General features: G+C 62.4%; 14 protein-coding genes and 1 pseudogene. 4 read left to right on the forward strand and 11 right to left on the reverse strand.

Translation table 11 applies throughout. The annotated features are described in order from the left end of the window. Positions 1 to 200, forward strand: a 200-nt coding sequence (locus ACDELDRAFT_RS25585; RefSeq protein ID WP_232504734.1) for a hypothetical protein, incomplete at its 5' end; no start/stop codon positions are given. A gap of 406 nt (positions 201 to 606) precedes the next feature. Here ACDELDRAFT_RS25585 and ACDELDRAFT_RS24985 read toward each other — a convergent pair. The 6 genes from ACDELDRAFT_RS24985 to ACDELDRAFT_RS07335 form a co-directional block, all read right to left on the reverse strand. Further along, positions 607 to 1,146 (reverse strand): hypothetical protein, encoded by a 540-nt coding sequence (locus tag ACDELDRAFT_RS24985; RefSeq protein WP_005795059.1) that lies wholly within the window; start codon positions 1,144 to 1,146, stop codon positions 607 to 609. A gap of 1 nt (position 1,147) precedes the next feature. Next, complete coding sequence (locus ACDELDRAFT_RS07315) at positions 1,148 to 4,576, reverse strand: transglutaminase-like domain-containing protein (RefSeq protein WP_100084415.1); 3,429 nt, start codon at positions 4,574 to 4,576, stop codon at positions 1,148 to 1,150. Between the two features lie 17 nt (positions 4,577 to 4,593). Continuing rightward, positions 4,594 to 9,930: a carboxypeptidase regulatory-like domain-containing protein gene (locus tag ACDELDRAFT_RS23590; protein ID WP_005795062.1), complete on the reverse strand. Its 5,337-nt coding sequence runs from the start codon at positions 9,928 to 9,930 to the stop codon at positions 4,594 to 4,596. A 539-nt stretch (positions 9,931 to 10,469) separates the two neighbouring features. Next, positions 10,470 to 12,830, reverse strand: a complete 2,361-nt coding sequence (locus ACDELDRAFT_RS07325; RefSeq protein ID WP_005795064.1) for a CHASE2 domain-containing protein — start codon at positions 12,828 to 12,830, stop codon at positions 10,470 to 10,472. A 71-nt stretch (positions 12,831 to 12,901) separates the two neighbouring features. Then, entirely contained in the window at positions 12,902 to 14,632 is a 1,731-nt protein-coding gene (locus tag ACDELDRAFT_RS07330; RefSeq protein WP_005795066.1) for a FecR family protein, read from the reverse strand. A 71-nt stretch (positions 14,633 to 14,703) separates the two neighbouring features. Continuing rightward, positions 14,704 to 15,405 carry a response regulator transcription factor gene (locus ACDELDRAFT_RS07335; RefSeq protein ID WP_005795067.1) on the reverse strand — a complete coding sequence of 234 codons (702 nt, stop codon included), beginning with the start codon at positions 15,403 to 15,405 and terminating at the stop codon, positions 14,704 to 14,706. 590 nt (positions 15,406 to 15,995) lie between these two features. Between ACDELDRAFT_RS07335 and ACDELDRAFT_RS07340 the strand changes: the two genes are divergently transcribed. Further along, positions 15,996 to 19,448 (forward strand): IPTL-CTERM sorting domain-containing protein, encoded by a 3,453-nt coding sequence (locus tag ACDELDRAFT_RS07340; RefSeq protein WP_040328384.1) that lies wholly within the window; start codon positions 15,996 to 15,998, stop codon positions 19,446 to 19,448. 90 nt (positions 19,449 to 19,538) lie between these two features. Then, positions 19,539 to 19,697: pseudogene (locus tag ACDELDRAFT_RS26185) on the forward strand (IS3 family transposase); the annotation flags it as partial. 388 nt (positions 19,698 to 20,085) lie between these two features. Here the strand turns inward: ACDELDRAFT_RS26185 and ACDELDRAFT_RS07345 are convergent. Further along, entirely contained in the window at positions 20,086 to 20,274 is a 189-nt protein-coding gene (locus tag ACDELDRAFT_RS07345; protein WP_005795072.1) for a hypothetical protein, read from the reverse strand. A gap of 196 nt (positions 20,275 to 20,470) precedes the next feature. Here ACDELDRAFT_RS07345 and ACDELDRAFT_RS25590 point away from each other — a divergent pair, with 196 nt between their 5' ends. Further along, positions 20,471 to 20,890: a hypothetical protein gene (locus ACDELDRAFT_RS25590; protein ID WP_232504735.1), complete on the forward strand. Its 420-nt coding sequence runs from the start codon at positions 20,471 to 20,473 to the stop codon at positions 20,888 to 20,890. Here the strand turns inward: ACDELDRAFT_RS25590 and ACDELDRAFT_RS07355 are convergent. The 4 genes from ACDELDRAFT_RS07355 to ACDELDRAFT_RS07370 all read right to left on the reverse strand — a co-directional run. Then, entirely contained in the window at positions 20,806 to 22,425 is a 1,620-nt protein-coding gene (locus ACDELDRAFT_RS07355; protein WP_005795075.1) for an acyl-CoA carboxylase subunit beta, read from the reverse strand. The genes ACDELDRAFT_RS25590 and ACDELDRAFT_RS07355 overlap by 85 nt on opposite strands. Further along, positions 22,422 to 23,663 (reverse strand): CaiB/BaiF CoA transferase family protein, encoded by a 1,242-nt coding sequence (locus ACDELDRAFT_RS07360; protein ID WP_005795076.1) that lies wholly within the window; start codon positions 23,661 to 23,663, stop codon positions 22,422 to 22,424. Before ACDELDRAFT_RS07360 ends, ACDELDRAFT_RS07355 begins: the two co-directional genes overlap by 4 nt. Next, a complete protein-coding gene (locus tag ACDELDRAFT_RS07365) occupies positions 23,660 to 24,631 on the reverse strand; it encodes a Bug family tripartite tricarboxylate transporter substrate binding protein (RefSeq protein ID WP_005795077.1) in 972 nt (323 codons plus the stop codon). The genes ACDELDRAFT_RS07360 and ACDELDRAFT_RS07365 overlap by 4 nt, the downstream gene beginning before the upstream one ends. 35 nt (positions 24,632 to 24,666) lie before the next feature. Beyond that, on the reverse strand, positions 24,667 to 25,581 hold a 915-nt coding region (locus ACDELDRAFT_RS07370; protein ID WP_005795078.1), incomplete at its 5' end, for an aldehyde dehydrogenase family protein.

Genomic DNA, 25,581 nt, shown 5'->3' on the forward strand with positions numbered 1-25,581 from the left:
GGTGGGGCAGCTTTGCATGGAAATCAACAGAAGACCTCCTTGCGGGTCTTCTTGGGCAGCGGATCCAGGCCCAGGTTGTATTGATCCATGGCGCCACTGTCTTGGATGCCTGGCGCTGCGGAAGATCAGCTGGGGAGGTTTTGCAGACCTTCCTTGGGACTCTCGGCCTGCTGCTGGGCTTTGGTGTTCTCCAGCCTTAACTTGAGGGTGTCGAGCTGCTCGGCGCTGATGCCCATTACTGTGTGTGGTTTACCAGACGGTATGACTGGCATCCGGGGTGAGGTCTTGCTGCGTGGGATCGTACACCTGGGTAAAGCCGCCCTGGCCTTACAGGTCCGTGCCCATGGTGACGACCACGCTGCTTTACGCCACCACTTGGCCATCAAGGGTGATTTGTGGCTTCAGTTTGATGAGGCAGCACAGCAGGCTGGTGGGTAATTCGCTCGGCAGGATGCGTTGCCGCCTGCGTGGGGTTTGGACCGGTAGCTGGCGATGAGTTCGATGGTGGCCTGGTCGGCCAGGGCCGCCTGAAATGGTGCTGTACGCCAAAGACGATGCGTATTGGCCCACTTGGGCAATGATCAAGGCATCGTGCTAGCCAGCAAACTACATATTTCTTAGTTTGGCAAAATGCATTTGATGAGATTCACAGTCTGATTCGATGCCCGCTCCTATTTCAGCCAGAATGCTGATGATCCGCCTAGAATATCCGGCGCAAACACACCCCCCCTCATCAGAAGAGCCGTAGATTACCTTAAAAATGATAAAGTAGTCGCCAACACAGTAATTCGAGACATTTGGCATCCTGCTTTTAAATGGCAATAAAAAATTAATCATTGCACTCTCCTCATTTACCCAAAGCTGCGAATAATCGGAGCCCATTGGCATCGAATATTGTCTCTGAAATTCACTCTCTTTGGTCGCATAGTTCACAATTTCCGATTGCCACATAAAATACCCATCGCCAAAAGTGCCTGGAACCCCAGATTCAATTGACACAGAGATTCCTTCGTGATTTTTTATTCTGGGATTTTTTATAAAACCCACCCTACCTGTCGGGATGCTGCGCTGCTTACAGGCAAGAGAGTAAGCATTCATATCGAAACCCGCGCCTCCGATCATTAAATAGTATCTCAATAAATTCATTCTATTTCCACCTATAACCCGTGATATGCGGAAGATTATTCCAGCTTATACGACCACACTGTCCAACAGAATATATAACAAGACTACCATCCTCGCACGCGCAAACGTCAAAAGGAGAAGTTGGTGGGCCAAAGCCTTCATCTATCTTAAATTGCTCAACATCAGTTATTTTCAAGGGAGTGGCATTCGAAAAATGAAATCCATTGGCCTTTGAACAACTTAGTTGGCACCCCTTGTTTTGCGCTGCGTTCACTGTGCTAGGTGCGAGAGCGGAAATCATTATAACGACTGCCGAACCAACAGCCTCGCGGCCGCCGGGAATAGATGAAACCAAATATGCCGCGGCGATAGCGATAAGAATTAGCGCCATAAAAGTCATAATTTCAGATTTATGGCACTCAACGACATTTGAAATCCACATAGAAGTAAAACTAACAGCAGTAACGGACATTGTCACTGCTGCAGTTGCTGCGACCAATACCGGAGGGCGAACATTAACTTGGATGATATTCATCACGCTAGCTGCCACGCTATCTCCAAGACTACCTCCATTGCCGCCCCCTTCAATGGTGTAAGCACCAGCCCCGGTAGCCGGGTCGATCTGGATATACCCCGCCCCCGTCCACCCACTCTCCGTGATCGGCCTCTCAATAATGGTCACCTCATACCCCGCATCCAGCGACTGCTGCACCCTGCTTTGTGTTTCATAGCTGTGCACTGACAGCGCCGTGTTCACGATGCCCGGGTTGTCGTTGTAGACCTTCTGCGTGATGGTGTAAATCTTTTGCCCTTGGGCCGCTGCGATGCCCAGGGCCTTGACTGCGCTGATGCCTTGCGGGCATTTCGGCAAGCCTACTGAGGGTGTTGTTGTGCCCTGCAGGTTGCACTGGTCGGGGTCGTTAAAGAATCGTTCTGGCACCGCATGCTCTAACGCGCTCATGTACTGGCCCCGCAGCCGGTTGTACGCCACCCACTTCTTGTCGTCGTTGTCCTTGGCCCAGGTGATGTTTCTCAGGTGGCCGATGTCGATGTTCACCCCAGGGAAGGTCACTTTCCTCACCACCCCCCAACTGGTGATGGGGTTGGCCACCGAGTGGAACAGGCCGTAGGACAGGCCGGGGCTTTCAATGATGTGCGCCTGGTTCTGGCTCAGGCGGTTGTGGTTTTCTGCCTCTGCAAACCAGCTCCAGATCACTGCGGTGAGCAGGTCGCCGTAGATTTGCTCACCCGTGAGGTTCTGCAAGTTGTTGGCCTGCAGCTGGGTTTTGGTGTTCTCCAGCCTGGTCTTGAGGGTATCGAGCTGTTTGGCGCTGATGCCGCCTGCGCTGATGCCGATGGCGGTGGCTTGCCCGGCGGTGTGGCTGGCATCAGGGGTCAAGTCCCATTGTTTGGGGTTGTGCAGTTGGGTGAAGCCGCCCTGGCCCTGCAGGTCGGTGCCCATGGTGACGGTGGTGCTGCTTTGCGCCACAACCTGACCGTCCAGGGTAATTTGCGGTTTCAGTTTGATGAGGTAGCCCGGCAGGCTGGTGGGCAACTGGTCAGGCCGGATGGGGCTGCCGTCGGCATTGGGCTTGGGCAGGTAGCTGGCGAGGAGGTCGGCGGTGGCCTTGTCGGCGGGGACGTAGTTCAGGGTCAGGCGCTTGCCCACCAGGGTGCTGGTGGGGGTGGTGTAGCTCAGTAGCTCGTTGCCCCAGCTGTCGCTCAGGGTGTAGCTGAACTGGTGCTGCAGGCTGGTGGGCACGGCGGCGGCCTGTTGGCCCAGTTGGATGGTGGCCAGCGGGGTCATGCCTGCCAGCACGCTGTGCACGGTCTGGGGAATGATCTTTTTGCCGATGACGTCGCCTACGGTGGCGTTAGGCTTTTGGGTGTCGATGTAGGTCTTGAGCCGGCTCTGGTAGCTGGTGAGCTGGCTCTGGATGGCAGCCTGGTTGAGGTTTTCTACCCAGCCTTCTTGTTCGTTGACGGTGGCGCCGCTTTGGGCAGCGCTCAGCAGGGCCTGTGCGTCCAGGGAGACGGCGGTCTGCAGGTTCATGCCGCTGGCGTAGCTGTATTGCTTGACGCTGGCATCCAGTGCGACCCAGGCGTTCAAGGGGCCGCTGGGGTTGACGTGTTGGGTGGGGGTGGCGTTGTTGGCTCCCCGGCTGGGGGCCCAGTTGACGTAGGCCTGTACCCAGGCGTGTTCAAAGCGGATGGCCAGGATGGCGCCACCTTGGGCGATGCCGCGGGCGGCAATGCCGCCCTGATTCATGAGTTGCAGGGCTGCCTGAGGATTGGCTGCGTTGCCGACCCAGTTCATGGCCTGGGCGGCGGTCATGTCCACGGTACCAAACTGGTAGCGGGCGGGGATACCGGCTGCGCGCAGCAAGGCGATCTGCAGGCTGGCGATGTCCACGGCATTGCCGCGTTGTTTGTCCAGCGTGTCTTGCGCGCCCTGGATGGCGCCCCAGGTGGGGGTCCATTCAATGGTGTTGCGCACCCAGTTGTGGATGGCCACGGGGTTGTTGCCCAGTTCCTGGGCCTTGGCTCGGATGGCGGCGGTCAGGGTGACTTCCGGGGTTTCCGCGAGGTCGGCGGCAGTCGGCGCCTGGCCGGGCTCGGGCGGGATGTTGAACTGGATGCCCCCTGTACCACCTCCCGCCTGCGCCAGCTTCACCTCCTGGCCTTTGTGCAGGTTCTGCAGCCAGCCCACCTTGGTTTCTGCAGGGGGGCGCTGGTTGGGAGTGGGGTTGCTCCAGGGCAGTTTGGCGGGGTTCACCGGGGTGCTGGCGCGCACGGCGGGGTAGCGCTCGAAGTAGGCGTCCAGTGCGGCCAGTGTGGCGGTCCCGGGCGCCTGGCGCCATTGGCGAATCAGGTCACGCAGTTCATTGGCCCGTTTGTCCAGCTCGGCCTGTGCCTGGTCGTGGCGGGCCAGGATTTCGTGGCTGACCTGCTGGGTATGGAGCTGCCCGCGCAGTGCGGCAAAGTCGGCCAGTACGGCATCAGTGTCAGCGTCGATGGCGGTGAGCAGTTCGCTGATCTGGGCCTGGTCTGCCTGGTTGGCCTGTTCAGGATTCGCCGCAGCCTTGGCAGCCTGTGCGCCACCTATGCTTCGCGCCTTGTTGACGACCATCGGGCGTTCGGTGCGGGCCTTGATGCCCTTGAGCAGCTCATGCACGCGAGTGAGGTTGCGGCTGGTGCGCTCTGTGGCAATGGCGCCGGCCGGTTGCGCGGCTCTGGCCTGTTCGATCTTTACCGCTTCCATGCGCTGCTGCCATTGGGCCAGGCGTTGCACCTGGGCCTGGGCGGCAGCGGATACCGGGGCAGCTCCAGGTTCTTGGGCGAGCGCGCTCAGGGGCTGCAGGGCAAGAGCCAGTTGTGCGCCCATGAGAATGCGCGCAGTGGGGCGCAGCCAGGGGTGCCAGGCGGTCTGGGTGTTGTGGGCTGCTGTCATGGAGGAACTCGCGCGGATCATTTTTGTTGTGGGTTTGTGTGCGCCCGCAGTCTGGCGGTCTTGCCGAGCATGTGCGCTGCAGCGGGCACAAGCAGAGTCAGTGCGAGCAACCATTGCCAGTTCAGCGGCACGGGCTGTGGCCCGCCAGGGGGCGGCTCTCCCGCTCCGATGAGCGTGATGGTGGCTTGCGCTAAAGGTTGCTCGGCCCCCGCGATTTCCACGGTGGCTGCCACCGGCACCGTGCTACCCACAGCGCCATTGGCTGTCCAGTTCCAGTTGTACTTGCCGCTCGCGCCCACTGGCAGCTGCACACCGCTTTGGGCGAAGACAGCCAAAGGTGTCCCGTTGATAGGGTCCAGCACGCGCACGCGCACGGTGGAGCCTGTGATGGCGGCGTTGCCGTTGTTGGTGATGTTCAGCTGCAGCGCGGTGCTGGTGCCTACCGGGACGGCGGTGGGTGTGGCGCTGAGCTGGCCTGCAAGGCCTGCGCCACCCAGCGCTGCGTCCTGCACCACGAAGCTGGTGACGCTGGCGGCCAGCTCCACCTCCGCCTCCGCCGGGTCAGCCTTGAGCGCCGCTCTCAGGCTGGTCTTGGCTTGCAAGGCGCTGCCGCTCTTCTTGTAGCTGGGCGAGCCAAAGAGTTGTATGCGCACTTGGTAGGTGCCTGGCACCAGGGTGCCTGCCTTGAGGTGGTAGCCGTATTTGCGCTGGCTGCGGGGGACGGCCTGGAGGATGCCTTCGCTGCGGGTGAGCACCACCTGGCCGCTGGGTGCTATGACTTGCGTGATTGCGCGCAGGTTCTCCTGCAGCAAGTTGGTGCTGAGGTTGGCCACCCTCGAGTCAACGAAGATGGTGTGTACTGGGCTGTAGCGGCTGCGGTCCGTGCTCACGCGGGCGCTGTTGAGACTGGTGGCCCCCGCGCTACCGCTGCCAGCTTTTACGGTGAATGGTGCGCTTGCGCTGCCGTACACCACGCCTTGAGGGGTCACAAGTTCGGCCCGAATTTCGTAACTGCCGGCCAGCACAGCAGCCACGGACCAAGGGGCCTGCACGGGGCCATTGGAGGCGGGCTGTATTTTGGCTACTGCGCTAAGCGGCAATACGTCCACGGTTTTGCCCGCAGCGTCCAGCACGGTCAGGCGCACCAATGTGTCACGCGCAAAGCTTCCTGTGTTGCGCACGGTGGCGGAGAAGCTGGCGACGTCTGTTTCTGCATAGGCAGGCTTGTCGGTGGCCACAGCTATTTGCAGGCTGGACGCGATAGCACCCAGGTCGGCCAGGGCCACGTTGTTGCCACGGTCAAAGTCCGAGAGGGTGTGCTTGCCCGTGCCGTCATCGTCGGCCACGATCCACACGGTACCTTGCGCGCTGAGCTGGCTCAACGGCAGCGCTGGAACGATGGCCAAGTCCTCAAAAGCGCCACCGTCCAGCACGGTCTGCGTCGTACCCTGTGCAACCAGTGCCGCTGCTGCTGGCTGGCCCAGGGCCGGGTTGGTGTTGTAGACCGCGATGGGGGTGCCTGCTGGCACCTTATAGGAGCCTGCGTTGCCCACGCGCACAATGATGCGCGAGCCGGGTTGCGCACCCATGTCCACAACACGCACGTAGCTGGCCGTGATGTCTGCGATGGCCCGAGGATCTGCGTCCATGCGCCGGTTCAGGCGGAAAGTGTTGTGGCTCTTCCAGCTGGGCTCGGGGTTGCGTGGGACGCTCAGGTCGTCGTTGATGTTGGTGATGCTGTAGGCATGCTGATTCCAGATGCTGCGCGTGGGCACCCAGCCTCCATTCGCGTCTCCATAGAGGCGTACGCCATGCGAGTAGACGGTCGCGTTGGGTATTGCTCCATAGTCATTTGAAATCAGAACGACGTCCGCATGGCCATCAGCGTCGGCATCAACTACTAGAGGGAATTCGAGCGTAGTTCCAGAAGTGTTCGGCTGCTGCCACACCACCTTTCCGGTGGAGCCTTCGAATACCCTTAGTTTTACTTCGTCGGCATATAAGACCTCTGCAGCGCCGTCACCGTCAAAGTCAAAAACCGTCGAACCTGTAACTTGCGACGACGCATCTTGTGAAGCCCGACTCCAAAGTAGGGAACCGTCTCCTTTAAATACCGAATAGGCTGATGCTCCGGCTACACCAATCTCAGGAACTCCGTCGCCATCCATATCTGCGATGGTTGGTGGTCCTCCCACGCCACCGCCAGGGAGATTGACCGTCCACGTCACTCGCCCGCTGGCGTCGATGAGTGACAAACGACCGTTGTGCACCACCGCTATTGACGGCTCACCCTTTGATCCAAAGTCGCCAATTCCGGTAAACCCATCCATTGGAGCTTGCCACACAAGTTGGCCGTCGGCGGAATACAGAGACCCGCCAAGCACCACATTTGCTTTGCCAGTACCTTGGATATCAGCAACGACAGGAATAGAAAAGCGGCCGTTACTTTGGGATGAGCTTCCAACAAAATTCCCCGTTGTTTTCCACTTGATTGATCCGTCATGGTTTAGAACTGCGTTGCCGTAGAGAATTTCCGGCCTTCCGTCACCATCAATATCAGCAACAAACGGCGCACCCCAAGCGGGATAGCCATCGGCGGTGGCGACCACTTCAGACATCCACCATCTGGCACCCGTATTCCGATAGACGACGATTTGATAGCTACGCGTAACTGCGACGATTTCAGGCTGGCCATCCCCATCCAAATCAGCGAGCGCCAAACTGCCTGCGGCGGCAATGCTCGGATCTCGGATAGAAAGGTGGTGTTCGCCTGTCTTTCCGTTGACGACGCGAATCGTTGCTTCGCCGTTGTATCCCTGAGCTACCGTGAAGGAGGTGAATACAACGGATGGGCTGTCTTTTTCGTCTATTCGCCCGTCGTGGTTGGTGTCAAGAATCCGCCCAACAACAGGAGCCATCATGACTTGGTTGTATTCGGGATAAGGTGAATTGCTGCCATCCCAATGCCATTTCAGTTGAGGATCAAACGTCCCCGGCTGAGGCACAAACAACACATCCTGCGCACTGGAGCGCACGTTGTTCGCCTTGTCGCTCTCGGCCAGAGCTCCCGAAGGATCCACCACCACATGGATGGGCGCATCGCGAAATGGCAGCAAGCCCGCTACGTCGATCGTCAATGTTTGGGACTGGCCAGTACCCAGTGCTGCGGCCAGCGTTGCCTGTCCCAGCACGGTGTCGGTGCTGGGGTCGTACTGGCCGTTGTCGTTGCTATCCTGGAAGGCCAGGACGGGCACGTTCACCGGTGCGGCCTGGGTGCCAGCGTTTCGCACTTGCACCTGCAGCGCCCCGGACACCCGCAGGGTCTGCGGGTCGGTCTGTGTGGTGTGGCGCTTGACGGATTGCACTTGCAGGTCTAGCGTCAGCTGCGTCACCTTGGGCGGGCGCAGGCGGATCTGTCCCAGGTCAATCGCCTGCCCTGGCTGCAGGGTGTAGGTGGCGTTCAGGCCTTGGTATCCGGTGGCTACCACGACCAGTTGTGCTGTGGCTCCGTCCAGGCCGCTGAGGGTGAAGCGTCCGTCCGCGTGGCTGACAGCGTTACGAACGATGTTGGTGTTCGTGGTGACGGTCAGTTGTGCGCCCGCAATGGGCTGGTTGGTGCCTGCATCCATCACGACACCGCTCAAGCTGGCGGTGTTGGCGTCCACGGGACTTTGGGTGCTGGGGTACAGCTTGGGTGAATACTGCAGCGCGGTGTTGCCCTGGGGACTGCAGTTGAGCCGCGTGTTGGCGGCTGCAACATCAAACCCGCTCTGAGTGACACTGATGCGGGTGTCGCCCGAGACAAGGCCCGCGAGCATGTATGCGCCACTGGCGTCGGAGGTAGCGGTGCCGGTGTTGGCTCCGGTCAAGGTGACAGTGGCGGCAGCAATGGGGGTGCCGTCTGCTGCTTTGGAGACGGTGCCAACGATACGGCAGTCCGCAGTCCCGCCAGGGCCACCTGCGGTGCCGAGTACCAGGCTGGGCGAGAAGTTCAGGGTCTGGCCGGCAAGCACGTTGGCCTGTCCGGTGGCGTCGAAGTACCCGGTCCGGCTGGCCTTCAGGCTGACAGCGCCTGGAGCAACACCATTGATCAGGTAGAGCCCGTTGGCGTCGCTGGTGCCCGTCATGGCTTGACCGGTGATGGATATGGTCACGCCAGCAAGGGGGGAGCCGCTTGCGCTGTCCCGCACGGTGCCGCTGATGACGGCGGTGCTGCTGCTGGTGGGCACGAGCATTTGCACGGTGCCCAGGTCCGTGGTTTTACCGGTCAGCAAGGTGGCAATGATCTGTACGGTGCTGTATCCCGGTGCCGTAGCGGTCAGCGTGTAGGCTCCGGGGGCCAATCCATGGATCTGTATCTGGCCGGACGCGTTGCTGTTGGCGCTGAGGTTGCCTGCCCCCGTGCCGGTGAGCTGCACGCCAGAGATGGGGGTGCCGGTGCGTGCGTCCACGAACTGGATCGTCAGTGCGGCCTGGGCAGGATTGACAGGAGTGCGCCCCGTGAGGACGAGAGCGCGCAGAGCCACGGCGGTGGTCCAGGGATCGTCGTTGTTCCAGGCTCCGTTGGTGGCCTGGCCTGCGAGAAGCCAGTTTTGGACGGCAGTTGCGAGAGCGGGTTGTGTGCCGCTGTAGGGGTGGACGGCTTCATAGACGAGTGCCGTGACGCCAACGTTGGATTGCCAGTGTCCGGCTGCATTGGCCTGGGCCAGCAGGTAATTGGCGGCCTTATCTGCGATGGCTGCGGCAGCGGCTGAGCGCTGGCGATGGTCCTGCAGGCCGCGCAGAACGCTGGCAGTGGTCATCAGGTCACTTCCGGGGCCCAGAGTGAAGCTTCCGTCGACCATTTGTTGCTGTTGCAGCCACGCCAGGGTGGGGTCTGTCTGGGCACTGCTCCACTGGCTGGCCAGGGCCTGCAGGGCCCAGCCGGTATCCAGAACGCTGGGGCCGGTTTGGCCCTCGAAGGCTGCAAAGCCGTTGGTGGCTGTGCGGCGGCTTTGCAGTTCGGAGGTCCGTGGAATCTGGCCTTGCTGTTGCTGCAGCCATTGGGTGCAAGCCAAGACTTCGGTGACGGTCTCACCAAGGACTGCGCTGTCCAGCGCGGCGGTGAGGGCTGCAGGTGCAGTTCCCGGACCGGAGAGTTCCAGCAGGGTGTGGGCGACTTCGCATTGGCTTTGTGCCACGGTGGCGGCGCTGGAGACACTGCTGAGCTGGCCTCCTGCCTGTACCTGTGACTGGAGCCAGGTGAGGCCTGTGGCGGTATCCGCAGAACCGATGCAGGGAATGGCCGCCACCAGGGCGAAACACAGCCACTGCCGCACGGCAGCCGCTGCGCGGTGAACTACCGTCGCGCGCATGCAGGAGATCCCTCTCTTCTCTCATCGCGCACACGGAAAGTGTCTACGACCAATCCGTGTTGGCCTTCCTCCCCTTGCTAACGGATGCAGAGCTTTGTTGCAAACTGTTCTTATTGGTGAAGATGCTACCCAGGACCTAGCCGTAAACCTGTGACAAATGGTTCTTTGGACCTCAGGAGATATGGTGCAAATTTCATATGCAGTCCTCATACTCTGGCGCAGATCTCAGATGGATGTCTTGCATCACAAGTCGCAACATCGAGCCAGCGAACGAGAACAGCGACAGCCAACACCATGTCGTTTGAGCTTAGCGCCTTCGCTGGCGGCAATCACAATCGATGATCCCATGCCCGATTGAACTCAACGGCCCAGAAATGGATGCTGGACCCAGCGCCCTGAGCAGTGAACTCGAATTCGTGAACCTTATCTGCCGAACACAGTTCGGTGCCCTCGCCGCTTGTGCCTCCCGCGCAGTCTCGATCCGTCTATCGAGGGCTTCCTTTGGTGCGAATAGGTCCGCGTACGTAGTCATGGATAAGTTACGGAGCTTGCAATACTGAATGGTTCTGAACTGCTCCGGCGTCCTTCGGTAACACTAGCCTGAAATCCGCTCCACGCCCAATTTCGCTATGTACTTCCATCGTGCCACCATGGCGCTCGACGACGGAACGCGCTAATGCCAAACCTAGGCCCACGCCCGTGATGGTCGGATGGCTACGGTCGTGCAGGCGCTGAAACGGCAGGAACATTTGGTTCTGAAGTTCAGGGGCGATACCTGGCCCTTCGTCGCGCACCGACATTATCCAGTGTCTCTGTTGCGCAACGATGCTACATCGTACTGCGCCAGATGGCGGACTGAACTTAACTGCGTTGTGCAGTACGTTGTTCAAAGCGCGAGATAGTAGAGCTCGCTCGCCAAGAATGGGCGCGGAGTCCGGAGCCTCCGTGACAGCAACACCTACGCCCTTGTCGCGGGCCAAGACCCATAGATCGTCCACCGCTTCGGTTAGCAGCGCGACGAGATCTACGGGTCCCATGCTGTATTCCTGCGACTGGGCGCTGGCGAGCTGAACGAAGTTCTCGGCCATGCCGAGAGATGCGCGTGCATAACGTTCAATACGCAGCATCAGCTCGTCAGATGACATGCGACCAGGAAACGCGCGTTGCATTTCAAGTAACGTGAGGATGGATGCATTGGGCGAGCGGATATCGTGCGAAATGAAGTTCAACGCCTGGTCACGCTGCGACTGCGCACTCCGCATGTCAGTCACGTCCACCAGCGTCAGCAGCCAGCCCGCCTGAGCCAAATCGGTGAAAGGGCTGCACTGCACGAGAACGTTACGGCCTTGGGCGTCGCGGACTTCACTCTGCACGGACGTATCGCGGCTCCGGAGCGTTGCCTGGGTGATAAGAGGCTCGCCCGTATCTGGCTGCACTAAGTCGCGGAGTAGCTTGACTATGGACTGGCCCTGCAGCGACATCGTCGCGTCCACGCCCAAGTGCCGCCGTGCTGCCACGTTGGTTAGTAGGATGCACCCTTGCAGGTCACAGACGATGATAGGCGCGGGCAATTGCTGCAGGCTCTCGCTTACAAAGTGGTGCAGGTCGCGCAGTTGGCGGGATGCGTGCTCCACGGCATTGATGCGCTTCTCCAGGAAATCGCCAGTCTCGCGGCCCCCGCCCAGTACTCGCCCAGACAACCCCTCCTTTTGCAGACGGTCTATTTCCAACCGTAGAAAATACGCTGCCGCGCTCAGCCGCCGCCAGCTCCAAAGCGGATGGGCCAGTGCCAGTCCTGCCAGGGCGCCTGCCGGCGCGAACTGCAAGCCGACCCAAGAAGGCAAGACCACGCTCAGCAGCAGAGTGACGATGCCCAGGCCGACGCTGATCAATAGTGCCACGAGCGGGCCTGCCAGCAGCATTGCTGCCAGCGCGCACCCGACCGGCACTAAGTTGAAGGCGGTGTTGAGCGCAGTGCTGGCAGGCGTGATTTGAACGCCCGACAGACGTGCGTCCAGTACCTGGGCCACCATCTCTACCCCAGGCATCAGAGGCGATGGCTGGCCTACGGGAGTAGCAAACATGTCGCCCAGGCCGGGCGCTGCGGTGCCGACAAGCACGTACTTTCCCCGAAGTGCTGTCGCTGGTATCTGACCCCGCAGCACGTCGATGTAGGAGTACATGGCGAAGTGGCCGGGGCCACCTGCATAGGGAATGACGGTGCGCTCTGCGCGCTGCCATGGGCCGCTGCTCATAATTGGTGGATTAGCGGGTGGTTTGCCGTCTGCCGAGGTGCAGTGGGGCACCACGGAGGTGGCCACGCACTGCAGTGCCATACTCACGTGGTGCCATGGTGCAGCCGCCGGCCCTTCTTGCAAGTACAAACTGCGTACCACTCCGTCCTGGTCGGGTACCAGATGCACGTGGCCCAAGCCGGCCGCTGCGCTGGCAAACGCGGGCCAGGGCAGGGCGGTACTACTGGCCGTCGGGCCATTGACCCGCTGCAGCACCGGCAGCACCACGCGTCCGCTGCGCCGAATGGCGTCGGCAAGCAGCACATCATCCTCCGGGTAGTCCAGGTCTTCTTCGTTGAATAGCACATCCATTCCGATGGCCAGTGGCTGCTGCATCGAGATACGTGAAATCAGCTCTGCGTGCAGAGCTCGGCGCCAGGGCCAGCGGCCGATGGCAGCAAGGCTCGCATCATCGATGGCTACGATCACAATGTCGGGATGCGCGGGGCGCGATATCAGGCGCAAACCTGCATCCTGCACAATGTAATTGACGCGACCCAGATTTTCGGGGCCGCTGAGCCAGGCCACCATGCCCAGCAATGCGGCGGATAAAAGACTCCACTCCCAACGCCGCTGGCGGCTTCGGTAAGACACAAAACGCCGCATGGGTCAGCAGCTGCGGTGTGGCGGTGGGAGGCGCATGCGCATATCCATCTGGGAGAGGCTGGTGTGATGGCTCAAGGGCGGCCTACCGGCTGGCCATAGGAAGTGGAGACCGGCAGGCCTGTGCCCGTTCGGACGCCTGAATCTACCCGGATCTGGCGGGGCGCCGAGAAATCGCTCTGCAAACCGGTGGCATCCAGCACTTGGATGCGCACTAGGTACTCGCCAGCGGGCAACTGGGCCGCGGTCCATTCGGGATCATCGAGGGTGGCGTCCTGCAGCACCTGTTCAAATACCGGATCGGTGGACAGAGCCAGCTGCAGTCGGAACCGCTGGCCGGGCCGCGCTGGCCAGTGCAGATGCACCGCTGTGTCATTGGCCTGTGCACGAATCGACTGAAGCTGCACAGTGGCCGGGCGATCCGCCACCGTGAACGGCTGAGGCTGTGCAAAGGGACCCTGATCGATTGAATCGCTCTTGGTGAGCAGTTGCTGGCTGGCGGCGCGCCAGAAATAGCGCCCCGCAGGCAATGTGGCCAGCGCCATGCGGCAGTCCATCAGCCGCTGGTCGTCTAGCACCGGCTGGCTGAACTGCTCGTCGTTAGCCACCTGGATGCGATACCAGCGCACTCCAGGAACCTGCGTGCACCGTAGCTCCCCTGCGCCGCTGGCCACCACGCCATCGGGCGCCGGTTCCTGGTACAGCGGCGGTACCGGGCGGGTCTTGATGGCGAAAGGTCGTATAGCCGGGGTCCCCGGGATTCCCGAGCTATCCAAGGCTCGTACGGACAAATAGTAAGTCCCGTCGTCCAGGGCTTTCCACCGCAAATGGCCGTCAATGAAGCTCCCGTGGCGCAGCACCTGAGTGAAATCGGTATCACGCGCAACCTGGGCCTCGTAGCGCGCAGCGCCTGGCAGTTCCGGCACGTCAATGGCCAGAATACCGACGTCTCCGAGCCTATCCGGAACGCCCGAGGTGTCGGGCGCTGCCAGCAACGGCCGAGGCGCACCCACCGCGCCATCGGCCGTTATGGCCAGTCCTTGACCCGGCGCCAGCAACGCCGTGGTGTTCTGCGGAACTGTGGCCTCGCGCGATTGCACCGTTACAGATCCGTTGAGTACCGAAGCAACGGCTTGACCCGTATCGTCGATGGTCACGCTGAAGCGAGTGCCGCGCACGCTCGTTACAGCCATCGGCGTGCGCAGCTCGAATCGGCGAAATGTCTCGTTGTTAGGCGGTACCGTGGATTCCACCCCGCCGCCTCGCATTTCCAGCACCGACTGTAGGCTTCCCGCGCGGCCTCTTCGGCGCAGCTGCCGCAGTTGCAATTCAGAACGGGCTTGCACCCGCACCAAGGTGCCATCGGCGAGTTTGACCGTCACGAATGAATCTGTGCCCACTTGCAGCACTGTCCCTTCCCCAAGCCGTCCGCCAGGAGCCACCAGCGTCGGCGCGCCGCCGCTGCGGGGCTGCTGCGTGACCTGGCCATCGACGAATTCGACTGTGGCACTTTCGGAAGGCTGCAGGCTCACTGGAATCCAGACCACGGAGCCCGGACGGAGTCGGCGGGGATCCGACACTTTGTTGCGTGCCTGCAGTAGCGACCACTGTCGAGGGGCAGCCAGATAGGCCCGGGCAAGGCCTTCAAGTGTGTCGCCCTCCTGTACGGTGTGGGCAATTTCATCGGTCTGGGAAATGCCGGGGCCAGCCTGGGCGCTTGCGCCCGCCATCCATCCAGCAAGCGCCGTGATGGCAAATGCGGTGACCCGCGAGGCCCCGCGCCTGCGGCCGTTGTTCGTCGCCAAGTTACTCTCCTTCGTGCCGCAGGGACGGCGGAATAGGCCTGCCGTGGAGCGAGCCGGGCTGCGAAGACGTCTCATGCCCTTTGCTGGGTTTCGAGCGCTTCAAACCGGTAACCCACTCCGTACACTGCGGAAACGATGAAGCCGTTGGAGGGGCGCAGATCCAGCAGAGTACGGAGGCGCGAGATGTGTGTGTCGAGCGAGCGCGACATTACGTCTGCCACCTGACCCAAGATGATTTCCTTGAGGTGGTCACGCGATAACAGTCTTCCCATGTTCTGGAACAAGAACAGGGCTAGATCGTACTCGCGGTTCTTCAGCTCGACAGGGACGCCGTCGATCTCGATCGATCGGGTTTCAGACAGGAAGCGGTAGCGGCCAAACTCCACTATCTCCCCGCCAGCCGAAGCGGGATACGCGCGGCGCAGCAGGGCGGCCACGCGTGCGCTAAGTTCACCGATGCGTACAGGCTTAACCATGAAGTCATCGGCGCCACTGCCAAGTCCTTCGATGATGTCTCGCTCCTCCTGCCGGTGTGTCACGAACAAGATGGGCAATTGTGCACCGACATTCTTGCGCACCCATCGCACCACGTCCGGGCCAGTCATATCCGGAAGGTGCCAGTCCACGATCAGCAAATCAAAGGTCTCTCGGCGCATTTCGCGCAGCAGATCAGCACCGTGGAGGTGGGTATGGCAGGTGTGTCCCATGGCCAGCGTAGCCTGTTTGATCAGATCCAGCTGGAGTGCATCGTCGTCCAGCGCAGCGATGCGCATTGTTTCTCCCCTGAACATGCAATGTGTGATTATTCTCGATAAAACCTTGGCGTCTGGCCTTGGGGCCTGTGCCGTCCACGGCTTTGACATTTGTTGACGGTGCAACGCGCACGCCAAGAAAAGAAAATCGGAGCGTGAGCGCGTGATGAAAAGTTGCATCTCCTTTTCCGAGATACAACCGCTACCCCACGTTTTCGTCGGCCGGCTGAACAAGGTCTGATATGGACAGCCCGGTGCACTCATTTCGATTCACCGAGCTACTCAGAAAGAATGATCTCAACCGCTAATGAATGGCAGTGACGCGACAGCGCTGCGATCTCATTCACGTCCAACTTGATCGCCACGCCGCACTCCACGGCGAGCTCTGGATCAGCGCAATGATCGACTACTTGGCTCTTGCCCCGTGGGGCTGGTCCTGCGTACCGCAGTAACTCAGCTGTTGGCAGCAAACCTCAAACAAGATTGTTAACGATTGCGCAGTCAATTTCACGCGCGGTCCTTGGTAAATTTCGCAGCCTGCGTTGACTGAGCGACCGCTAAAGCCGGTCTTCATAACACGTCCGTTTGCTTGCGCTCTCCAGGTAGAAGCGATGAGCGCGCACCTCAAGTTCATTAAGTCTCAGGGAAATCTCATGCATTCTGGATTGACGCGATCCTGGTGGCGCGCACATGCGCCTTCACCACCCAGCGCCGCATCGGCAGTGCGCCGATTTCGTTGGCTGCTACTGACTAGCACCTTGTTTGCTGGTGCGGCATTGGCTCAATCGGCAGACCTGGTGATCAATCACGCGGACTCGCCAGACCCTGGCCCCGCTGGCGGCATATTCACTTACACGCTGCGTATCGACAACAATGGACCCAATGGCGCATCGGGGGTCACGCTCACCGACACAATCCCGGCAGGCTCTACTTTCGTCGATGTAACCACGACAGCCGGCTCTTGCGGCGAAGCGGGCGGAGTCGTTAACTGCACTCTGGGCAACATTCCGTTCAATGCCAACCAAACAGTCACTATTCGCGTGCGGCTACCCTCAGCAGGCGTGTGGACCAATAGCGCAACGGCAGGGAGTGCTACGTCGGATCCGAATACCAGCAACAACGTCAACAACATCCAGGACACTACGGCCACGCAGGCTGCAGACTTGGCCGTGACAGCAATCCCTTCGGCGAGCAGCGTAGCTGGCGGTCAAGCGTTCAGTTATGGGCTTCACGTAGTCAACAATGGCCCCGATGCTGCAGATGGCGGCCAGCGCATTACGTTTACAGTACCCAGCGGCGCGTCCATCACCGGTGTACCTGCAGGTACTAACTGGTCTTGTAGCCCATCATCCGGATATCCGCTGAGCAGTGGTACCGTTGTTTGTACTCGCTCTGGCTCACTTGCCAATGGGGCGGCAGCGGCTCAGTTGACAGTGCCTGCCGTTGCGAACGTAAATGGCACGGTCACGGCAGCATTTGCAGTGGCCGGTTTGAAGTCAGATGGTTCTGCGATGCCTGACGGCAACGCTGCGAACAACACCAGCGCTGTTGACGTCACTTCTACCAACGGTGTGGACGTATCCATCACCAAGGCCGCCAACGCTGCCAATGTGGCCGTGGGTGACAACGTGGTGTATACGCTTACGCCCCGCTTGAACGGTGGCGTGTCGCTCCTGGGGCAGCCGATCACCGTCATCGATACGTTGGGCGCGGGTCTGACCTTCGTGTCTGCCACGGGCAGCGGTTGGACATGCGACGCGACCGTCACGTGTACGCGAGCGGAGTACACCGGTTCGAATTTCTCCAATATGCCCGCTATCACAGTCACTGCCACAGCGACGCTGGCAGGCACAGTGGGCAACACGGCGAGCATCACCACGCTGGTACCGGATCCGGTGCCGGGCAACAATCTGGCCAATGTGAATGTCACTGCCAGCAATGATGCAGACATGCGCCTGGCCAAGACCGCCAGCATCAACCCCGTGGTGCCCAATGTGCCATTCAATTACACGCTCACAGCGCGCAACCTCGGCCCGCTGGCGGTGCCTGTCGGTCAGAACATCACCATCACTGACCAAGTGCCAGCTGGTGTAACCCTCAGCAGTGCCGTGAGCACTGCCGGTTGGACTTGCGGTGCACTGCCCGTGACAGGACCGACCGCCTGGAGTTGCACCCGAAGCGACGGTTTGGCCGTCAACGTGAATGCATCTCCCGTGACAGTGTCAGCTGTGCTCACGAGTGCAGGTACCGCGACCAACAACGCCTGTGTGGCATTGGGCGCTGGCGTACGCACAGATAACAACCCCACGAACGACTGTGCGGGCGTAGGCGTTACCGCAACTGTGACGGGAGCCGATCTGCGTTTGGTGTCCAAAACTGCTGCTCCCAACCCGGTGGTGGCAGGCCAGGATCTCACCTACATCATCACGGTAGATAACCAAGGGCCTGACCCAGCCACAAATGTGATGGTGACGGATGGGCTCACCAGTTTGCTGAACACAGGGGGTTTCCAATCTGCCGTTGCATCGCAAGGCAGTTGCACACCCAACAGCGCGACCAATGGAACCTCGCAAACGCTCAGCTGCAATCTCGGCACGTTGAATTCAGGCTCACAAGCCACCGTAACGCTAGTGGTTCGCCCCAGCATCGCCGTAACGGGCATGCGAACCAATACGGCCAGCGTTACTTCGCCTGATGTGGGCGATCCGGTTCCTGGCAACAACAGCGCTACTGTGACCAGCCAGGTCACTGCCGCCGTGGACCTCACTGCCGCCAAGACGGCCACGCCATTGAGCGTGCCCGCTGGCGCGCCAATCACATTTGTGGCCACTGTGCGTAACAATGGCCCCTCCACTGCGCAGAACGTGCAGGCCGTGGATAACCTGCCCACCAATGCGGCGTTCATCAGTGCCTCTGCTTCCGGCGGTGGGAGTTGCACCACGCCTGCTGTGGGGGCGCGGGGTGGCACACTCACCTGCACATGGGCCAGCCTCAATAGTGGCTCACAGAACACGATCACCTACCAATTGCGGCCTCTTGGCACGGCGATTGGCGGCAACGTGGTAAACACTGTGTCCGTTTCCACCACCACAGCCGAGTCCAATACCGCTAACAACTCGGCGACCACCACCACAGCGGTAACAGCCGCGCAGCTGGACATTCTTGTCAACAAGGTGGACAGCTCTGACCCCGTGGATTTGGGCCAACCGACAACCTACACCATCACCGTCAACAATAGTGGCCCATCCTTCGGTACTAATGTCGTACTGACGGACATCTTCCCTGCGCCAGGGTCTTCGCCGACTGCCACCTTCAGCTATCAGGGCTCTCTCACGGTGAATGCGGGCGGCAGCTGTAGCCAACCGGCCATCGGTGCCATAAGCGGTACGCTGATCTGCAGTTTCCCGGGGCTAGCCAGTGGTCAGTCAGCGACTGTGACTTACGTGATGCGCGCAGAGGCGCTCACGGTGGGCGGTGCCACAAGCGGCACGGCGTTCAATCAGGCAAGTGTCACTGTGGATGAGCCAGAGACCCTTCTTGCCAACAATGTGGTGGCACACGACACCACAGCCCGCCGGTTTACCGTAGCCACAGACTTGGCGTTGAGCAAGACAGCGCCTGCAGGCCCGTTGCCCCCCGGTGCCGCCCTGGCATACACGCTGGTTGTCACCAATAATGGCCCGCTGCCCAGCGATGGCGCACAGATTCTGGATGTGCTGCCTGTCGGGCTGACCTTCATTTCCGCCCCCGGCTGTGTGGAGGCTGTTGGTAAGGTCACTTGTAATGTAGGCTCCTTGGTGGTTGGCGCATCACGCACTTTCACTGTCAACACCACACTGGCCTCGCCATACACTGGCGCACACCCACTGGTCAATACGGCCACTGTAGATGCGCCAGGCGATACCAACCCGGCTAATAATGCGTCCACCGCGACCACCACGGTTACCACACCGCCCAGCGGCGTGAATAGCATTCCAACACTCTCCCAGTGGGGATTGATCGTGTTGTCGGCGATATTGGGCCTGTTAACCTTCAGAGTTGGAGCGAGGAACCGACGCTGGTGAGGCGCTAAGCCTGTGAGTCGTGTGCAGGCGTCCAGATGCAAGGAGCTTTGGGGGGGGCGGACGAAAAATCGGACTATCAGGAGGTAGTTCATGTATTGCTACGAAGATCGAATCCGAGCCGTCGAGCTCCGCATCAAGCTGGGCAAGCGCGTCAGGCCGACCATCCGGCAGCTGGGCTATCCAACGAAGAATTCTTTGAAGGGTTGGTACAACGAGTACCAGCTCAAGCTCGACTTGTCCGCTGGCTACGCAGGCCGTGACCGATCAGTGGTTCACTCAGACCGCGGTGGGCACCATGAATCGCCCCTGAAGCGACCCGACTTCTTTGGGCGGGTACGCCGCTCACCCAGTAAGCGGTGGATCGTCGGTTGCAATGACTCTGATGGCGCCGGAAGAGGTGGCTTTCGAGAAGGCGGCCATGGTCGAGTCGTTCTTGTCGATCATTCGTCCGACAGGCTTATGCACGAACTGCATTGCTTCGCCCGCCCCATGGACGCGGCGGCTTGCGATGCAGGCAACTACATCGTTCAGGATGGGGTGCGGTTCGGCCCTGCGAGGCGATGTGGTCGCCATTGATCCCGGTGGCTGCGAACGGTATCGGCGGCACTACAGTGCCAATGTATTCAACATAGGGCTCTCAAAGTGCGGCAGGTACGCTGCCGTCCAAACCGCCAATGCCCCTAGCGATGACGGGAATCTGCTGGAGGTTCTCGACCTTGAACGCTGCGGTCAGGTGTTCTCTGTGGAGCCTGCCACTGGCTGGGCTGACGAGAATTCGTTCGAGGTGGATGCCGAAGAACGGTTGACGGCCCTCAATGTCGAACATACCCGGCCGTATGCCGGAGCGGCTGCGCGCACGAGCTCAGCTGCGTCATCGGCCGCACCGGTGCCATTCTCGACATGGGCGGGCTGCGCCACGAAGTGCTCGACCAGCAGCAGAAGCGCCTGATTGCCCACCGGCGGCTGGCTTCCCGGCTCGACCGCCAGCCCCGTGCTGGAGCGAACTGGCCGAACTGGACTGGGTGCTGGGTCAGCGCGCCACGCCCATGCGCGAACAGATCACCGACATCTTGCTGTGCGTGGGCGTCGAGCCGCTGCCGCCCTTCGTCGAAAGCCTGTTGGCCAAGGTGATCGGCGAGCTGGTGGCGGCCAACGAGCGATCCGTCTCCATCGTCCCGGCCGACATCGCGCAGGAGCTGGCGCGTGTCGCAGGCGTGGCCATCGTGCGCCACGCATTCGGTTGGACGCAGCCGCCGATCACGCTGTTCGAGCGCCACAGCGGCGAGCGGCACGAGGAGCAGTTGCTGTTCGCGCAGGCGCTGCGCGATGTATACGCGCGATGGAGTCGCCGTGAGGGCTATGGCCGCACGCCGTACCGCGCCTTCGGCCCCAGCTCCGTGCGCAGCCGGGGCTGCACGGCGTCGATGAAGCGGCAAAGGTAGCGGCGGGTGTCGCGCGGGTCGATGATGTCCTCCACGCCGAACGCCTCGGCCGTGCGAAAAGGCGAGGAGAGGGCGCGCAGCTCGGCCTCAATCTCGCGTTCGCGCAGGGCCGGGTGAGGGGCGTCGGCGATCTCGCGGCGGAACGCCGCGGCCACGCCACCCTCCAGCGGCAGCGAGCCCCACTCGGCTGATGGCCATGCCAGCTTGAGGCCAATGCCGCGTTTGTCGGTCGTGGCCATGCCGGCCATGCCGTAGCACTTGCGGATCACCACGGTGATCATGGGCACGCTGGCCTGCAGCGCGGTATACACGCTGCGCATGCCCTCGCGCAGCGTGCCGGCGGCTTCAGCGTCACGACCGACCATGAAGCCGGGCACGTCCACCAAGAACACCAGCGGAATGTGGAAGGTATCGCATAGCTCGATAAAGTGGGTCTGCTTGCGGGCGGCTTGCACGTCCATCGCGCCGCCATAGTGGCGGGGGTTGTTGGCGATGAAGCCGGCGACTTTGCCGTTCAGGCGTCCGAGCGACGTGATGAGCGCCCGCCCATAGGTGGGCTGGATCTCAAACAGCGATTCCTGGTCGGCCACCAGTGTAAGGAGCTGGCGCATGTCGTAGGCGCGCCGGCGGTCCCTCGGCACGATTGAAGCCAGTCGTTCTTCACGGCGCCACGGCGGGTCGGTGGCGTCGATGGCCGGTGGCAGTTCCCACACGTTGCGGGGCATGTACGAAAGGTAGCGACGCACCATTGCGAAGCAGGCGTGCTCATCGGGCGCCACGTTGTCCACGAGGCCGGCCTGCTCGACGGCCACGCGCGCGCCGCCGAGTTCCTCCTTGGTGATCTTCTGACCCAGTGAGCGCTCGACCACCGGCGGGCCCGCCGCGAAGATGTGGCCGGAGCCCGGCGTCATGACGGACCAGTGCGAGAGGATGGCCCGCCCCGCGGGCCCGCCAGCTGCCGAGCCGAGCACGGCGCTGACCACGGGCACGGTGCCCAGCAGGTCCACCGAGGTCTCGAAGCCGTGCACACCCGGGAAGACCGTGTGCCCGCGCTTGCGCTGGGCGCCCACGCTGCCGCCAGCGCCGTCGACGAGGTTCACGAGCGGCATGCGGTAGTGCAGTGCTAGATCCTCGACGAAGCCGCCCTGGCCGCCCTTCTTGCGGTCGCCGCTCCAGCTCGCTCCGCCACGGATGGTGAAGTCTTCGCCGCCGATGGCCACGTCGCGTCCGTCGATCTGGGCCAGTCCCATCACGTAGGGAGCCGGCGTCAGGCCTGTGAGGCGTCCATCGGCGTAGCTGCCTTGGCCTGTGAGCTTGCCTATCTCCTGGAAGCTGCCTTCGTCCGCCAGCGTGCGGATGCGCTCGCGGATTGTGAGCTTGCCGTTGGCGCGGTGCCGTGCCACCGCGTAGGGGCCGCCCATGGCTTCGGCATAGGCGTGCCGCTGCGAGAGCTCCACGAGCTCAGGCTGCCACAGGGGCGCGGAGGGGTCGGCTTCGGGGGGGGGGATGTGCGGTGTCTGTTGTGATGGTGTCATGGGATGTGTACCACGCCCGCGTCGGCGAGCGCGGCGATGTCGTCGTCTTCCAGCGCGAGCCAGCGCTCCAGGATGGTCCGGGTGTCTTCTCCGAGCCTGCGACCAGCGTGTCGCACTTCGCCGGGCGTGCGCTCCAGCCGGGGCACGACGTTGGTCATCATCACGCCGCTGGCAAGGGCCGACGATGGCGCGGTGACGAGCATGTTCCGAGCGCGGTAGTGCGGGTCGTCGAAAGCGTCGGCCACGGAGTAGATGCGTGCGGCGGGCACATCAGCCTTGCGCAGCGCGGCCTCGGCGTCTTCCAGCGCGAGGCTGGCGGCCCAGGCCGCGACGATGGCGTCGATCGCGGCAGCGTTGCGCCCGCGATCGCGCCCTTGGGCAAAGCGCGGATCGGCCGCTAGATGGGGCTGCCCCATCGCGCCGCACAGGCGGCGAAAGACCGTGTCGGCCATCGCTGTGATGTGCAGGTGCCTCCCGTCGCGCGTCGCATAGAGGTTGTTGGGCACGGAGCCCGGCAGGGCCGATCCCGTGCGTTGCGCGATGATGCCCAGGTGGGCGAAGGCGGGCACGTGCGGCTCCATGAGGCTGAAGCCGCACTCGTAGAGCGCGGCGTCTACCACCTGCCCTTGGCCCGTGCGGTTGCGATGGTCCAGCGCCGCCAGCGCGCCGAACGCGGCATACAGCCCGGTGAGATAGTCGGTGAGCGAGGTGTTCATCCGCGCGGGCGGTCGGTCCGGGTCACCCGTCACGCTGCGCAGGCCGCTCATCGCTTCGCTGATGACTCCGTAGCCGGGGCGGGCGCTGTAGGGGCCGGTCTGCCCGTAGCCGCTGATACGCACGAGCACGAGGCCGGGGTTGGCCTCGTGCAGGCGCGCCCAGGACAGGTCCCATTTTTCCAGCGTGCCGGGGCGGAAGTTCTCGATCATCACGTCGCAGCGCGCAGCCAGCGCGCGCACGACCTCGCGGCCGGCCTCGGTACGCAGGTCTATGGCGGCGTTGGCCTTGTTGCGCAGGATGCTCGCGGCGTAGAGCGAAACGCCTTCGTCGTGGCTGCCCATGGTGCGCACTGGGTCGCCCTCCAGCGCCTCCACCTTGACGACCTCGGCGCCGAAGTCCGCGAGCAACCGGCCGCAGAACGGCCCGGCGATCGTGGAGCCGATCTCCAGCACCCGGTAGGACGCTAACGGCCCGCGGCGCTCGGCGCCATCCGCTGTGTGGTCGGAATGCGCTTCGGTCATTCGGCCTGGATCCCAGCCTTGCGGCTGATGGTTTTCCACTTTGCGAGTTCGGCGCGCACCACGTCGCGCATCTGCCTGGGGGTGCCCGGCGACAGGCGCAGGCCGCCCGTTTCCACAAGCTGGCGGTGCACGTCCGAGTCGCGCAGCGCCTCCGCCAGTTCCCGGTTGAGCCGCGTGACGACCGGCTCGGGCATGCCGGCCGGGCCCGTGAGGCCGAAGAAGATCGAGGCGTCGAAGCCCGACAGCCCGGCCTCGGCGAAGGTGGGCACGTTCGGCAGCGCGGGCGAGCGTTCGGCGCCGGTGACGGCCAGCGCGCGCACCCGGCCGGTCTTGGTGGACTGGGCCGCGAGCAGCACCGTATCGATCAACACGTCGATCTCGCCGGCGAGCAGCGCCGCGCCCGCCGGGCCGTTGCCACGGTAGGGGATATGCGCCATGCGCACGCCGATGGCATCGCAGAGCAGCTCGGTGGCCAGGTGCGTGGATCCACCCACGCCGGAGGAGCCGTAGTTGAGCTGGCCCCTGTGCTGGCGTGCATACTGGATGAATTCAGCGAGGCTGCGCACGGGCAGGCTGTCCCGCACCAGCAGCACCGTGGGCAGTGAGCCGATGAGGCCGATGGGCTCCAGGTCGCGTTCGACGTCGTACTTCAGGTCGCGGTACACAGCGGGGCCGATGGCCAGCGCGCCCGAGACGGTGGTGAGCGCGTAGCCGTCCGGCGCTGCGCGGGCGATGGTGGCGGTGGAGATCGTGGAGGCAGCGCCGGTCACGTTCTGGATGACCAAGGGCTGGCCGAGCTGCTGTGCCAGCCGGTTCGACACAACGCGGGCGACCACGTCGGTGGCGCTGCCGGCCGCGAAGCCGACGTACATGGTGATGGGCTTTGAGGGGTAGGGCGCCTGCGCGCTGGCGGTTGCCGTGGCGGCCGCAGCCAGCGTGGCCAAGCCGAATTGTCTTCTGTTGAGCATGATGGAGAGGGTGTGGTTGGTAGGGCGGACAGCGGTCAGGCCAGAGAAGCCTGGCGGGGCGCGCGTGCCTTGCTGACGATGACGGTCTTGAGCTGGCTGTAGTCGTGCAGCGCGGCCAGGCCCTTCTCGCGGCCGTAGCCGCTGTGCTTGTAGCCGCCGAAGGGCGCTTCAACGCCGATCGGCTGATAGTCGTTCACATAGACTTGGCCGGACTGGAGCCGCTCGGCCAGTGCATGCGCGCGGCCCACGTTGGCTGTCCAGACGGCGGAGGCCAGGCCATAGTCGGAATCGTTGGCGATCGCGACGGCCTCGTCCTCGGTGTCGAACGGGATCACCACGGCCACCGGGCCGAAGATTTCCTCGCGCGCGATGCGCATGCCGTTGTGGGCGTCGGTGAACAGCGTGGGTTCGATGAAATGGCCGCCCGCGGGCAGGTGCGCCGGACGGCCGCCGCCATGCACTAGTGCGGCGCCTTCCGCGAGGCCTATTTCCAGGTAGCGCTGCACGCGGTCGAGCTGGCGCGCGGAGATTAGCGGACCCAGATTCGGGTTCTCGCCGCCGGGGCCGACGCGCAAGGCCCGCAGCCGCTCGACGAGCAGGTCCGTGAAGGCGCGTTGTACGCCGCGCTGCACCAGCAGCCGCGTGCCGGCCGAACAGATCTGGCCAGAGTTGAGCACGAAGGCCTTGATGGCGAGCATGGCGGCGCGGTCGAGGTCGGCGTCGTCGAATACGAGGAAGGGCGATTTGCCGCCCAGCTCCACGGTGGCGGGCACAATGCGTTCGGCCGCGGCCTCGAGTACTACGCGGCCGGTCTCCACCGACCCGGTGAAGGAAATCTTGCGCACGCCCGGATGGCGCACCAGCGCCGCGCCGGCCTCCTCGCCGAAGCCGGTGACGACGTTGAGCACCCCCGGCGGCAGCCCTGCTTCGATGGCGAGCCGCGCGAATTC

The sequence above is a fragment of the Acidovorax delafieldii 2AN genome, from assembly GCF_000175235.1.
Lineage (GTDB): Bacteria > Pseudomonadota > Gammaproteobacteria > Burkholderiales > Burkholderiaceae_C > Acidovorax > Acidovorax delafieldii_B.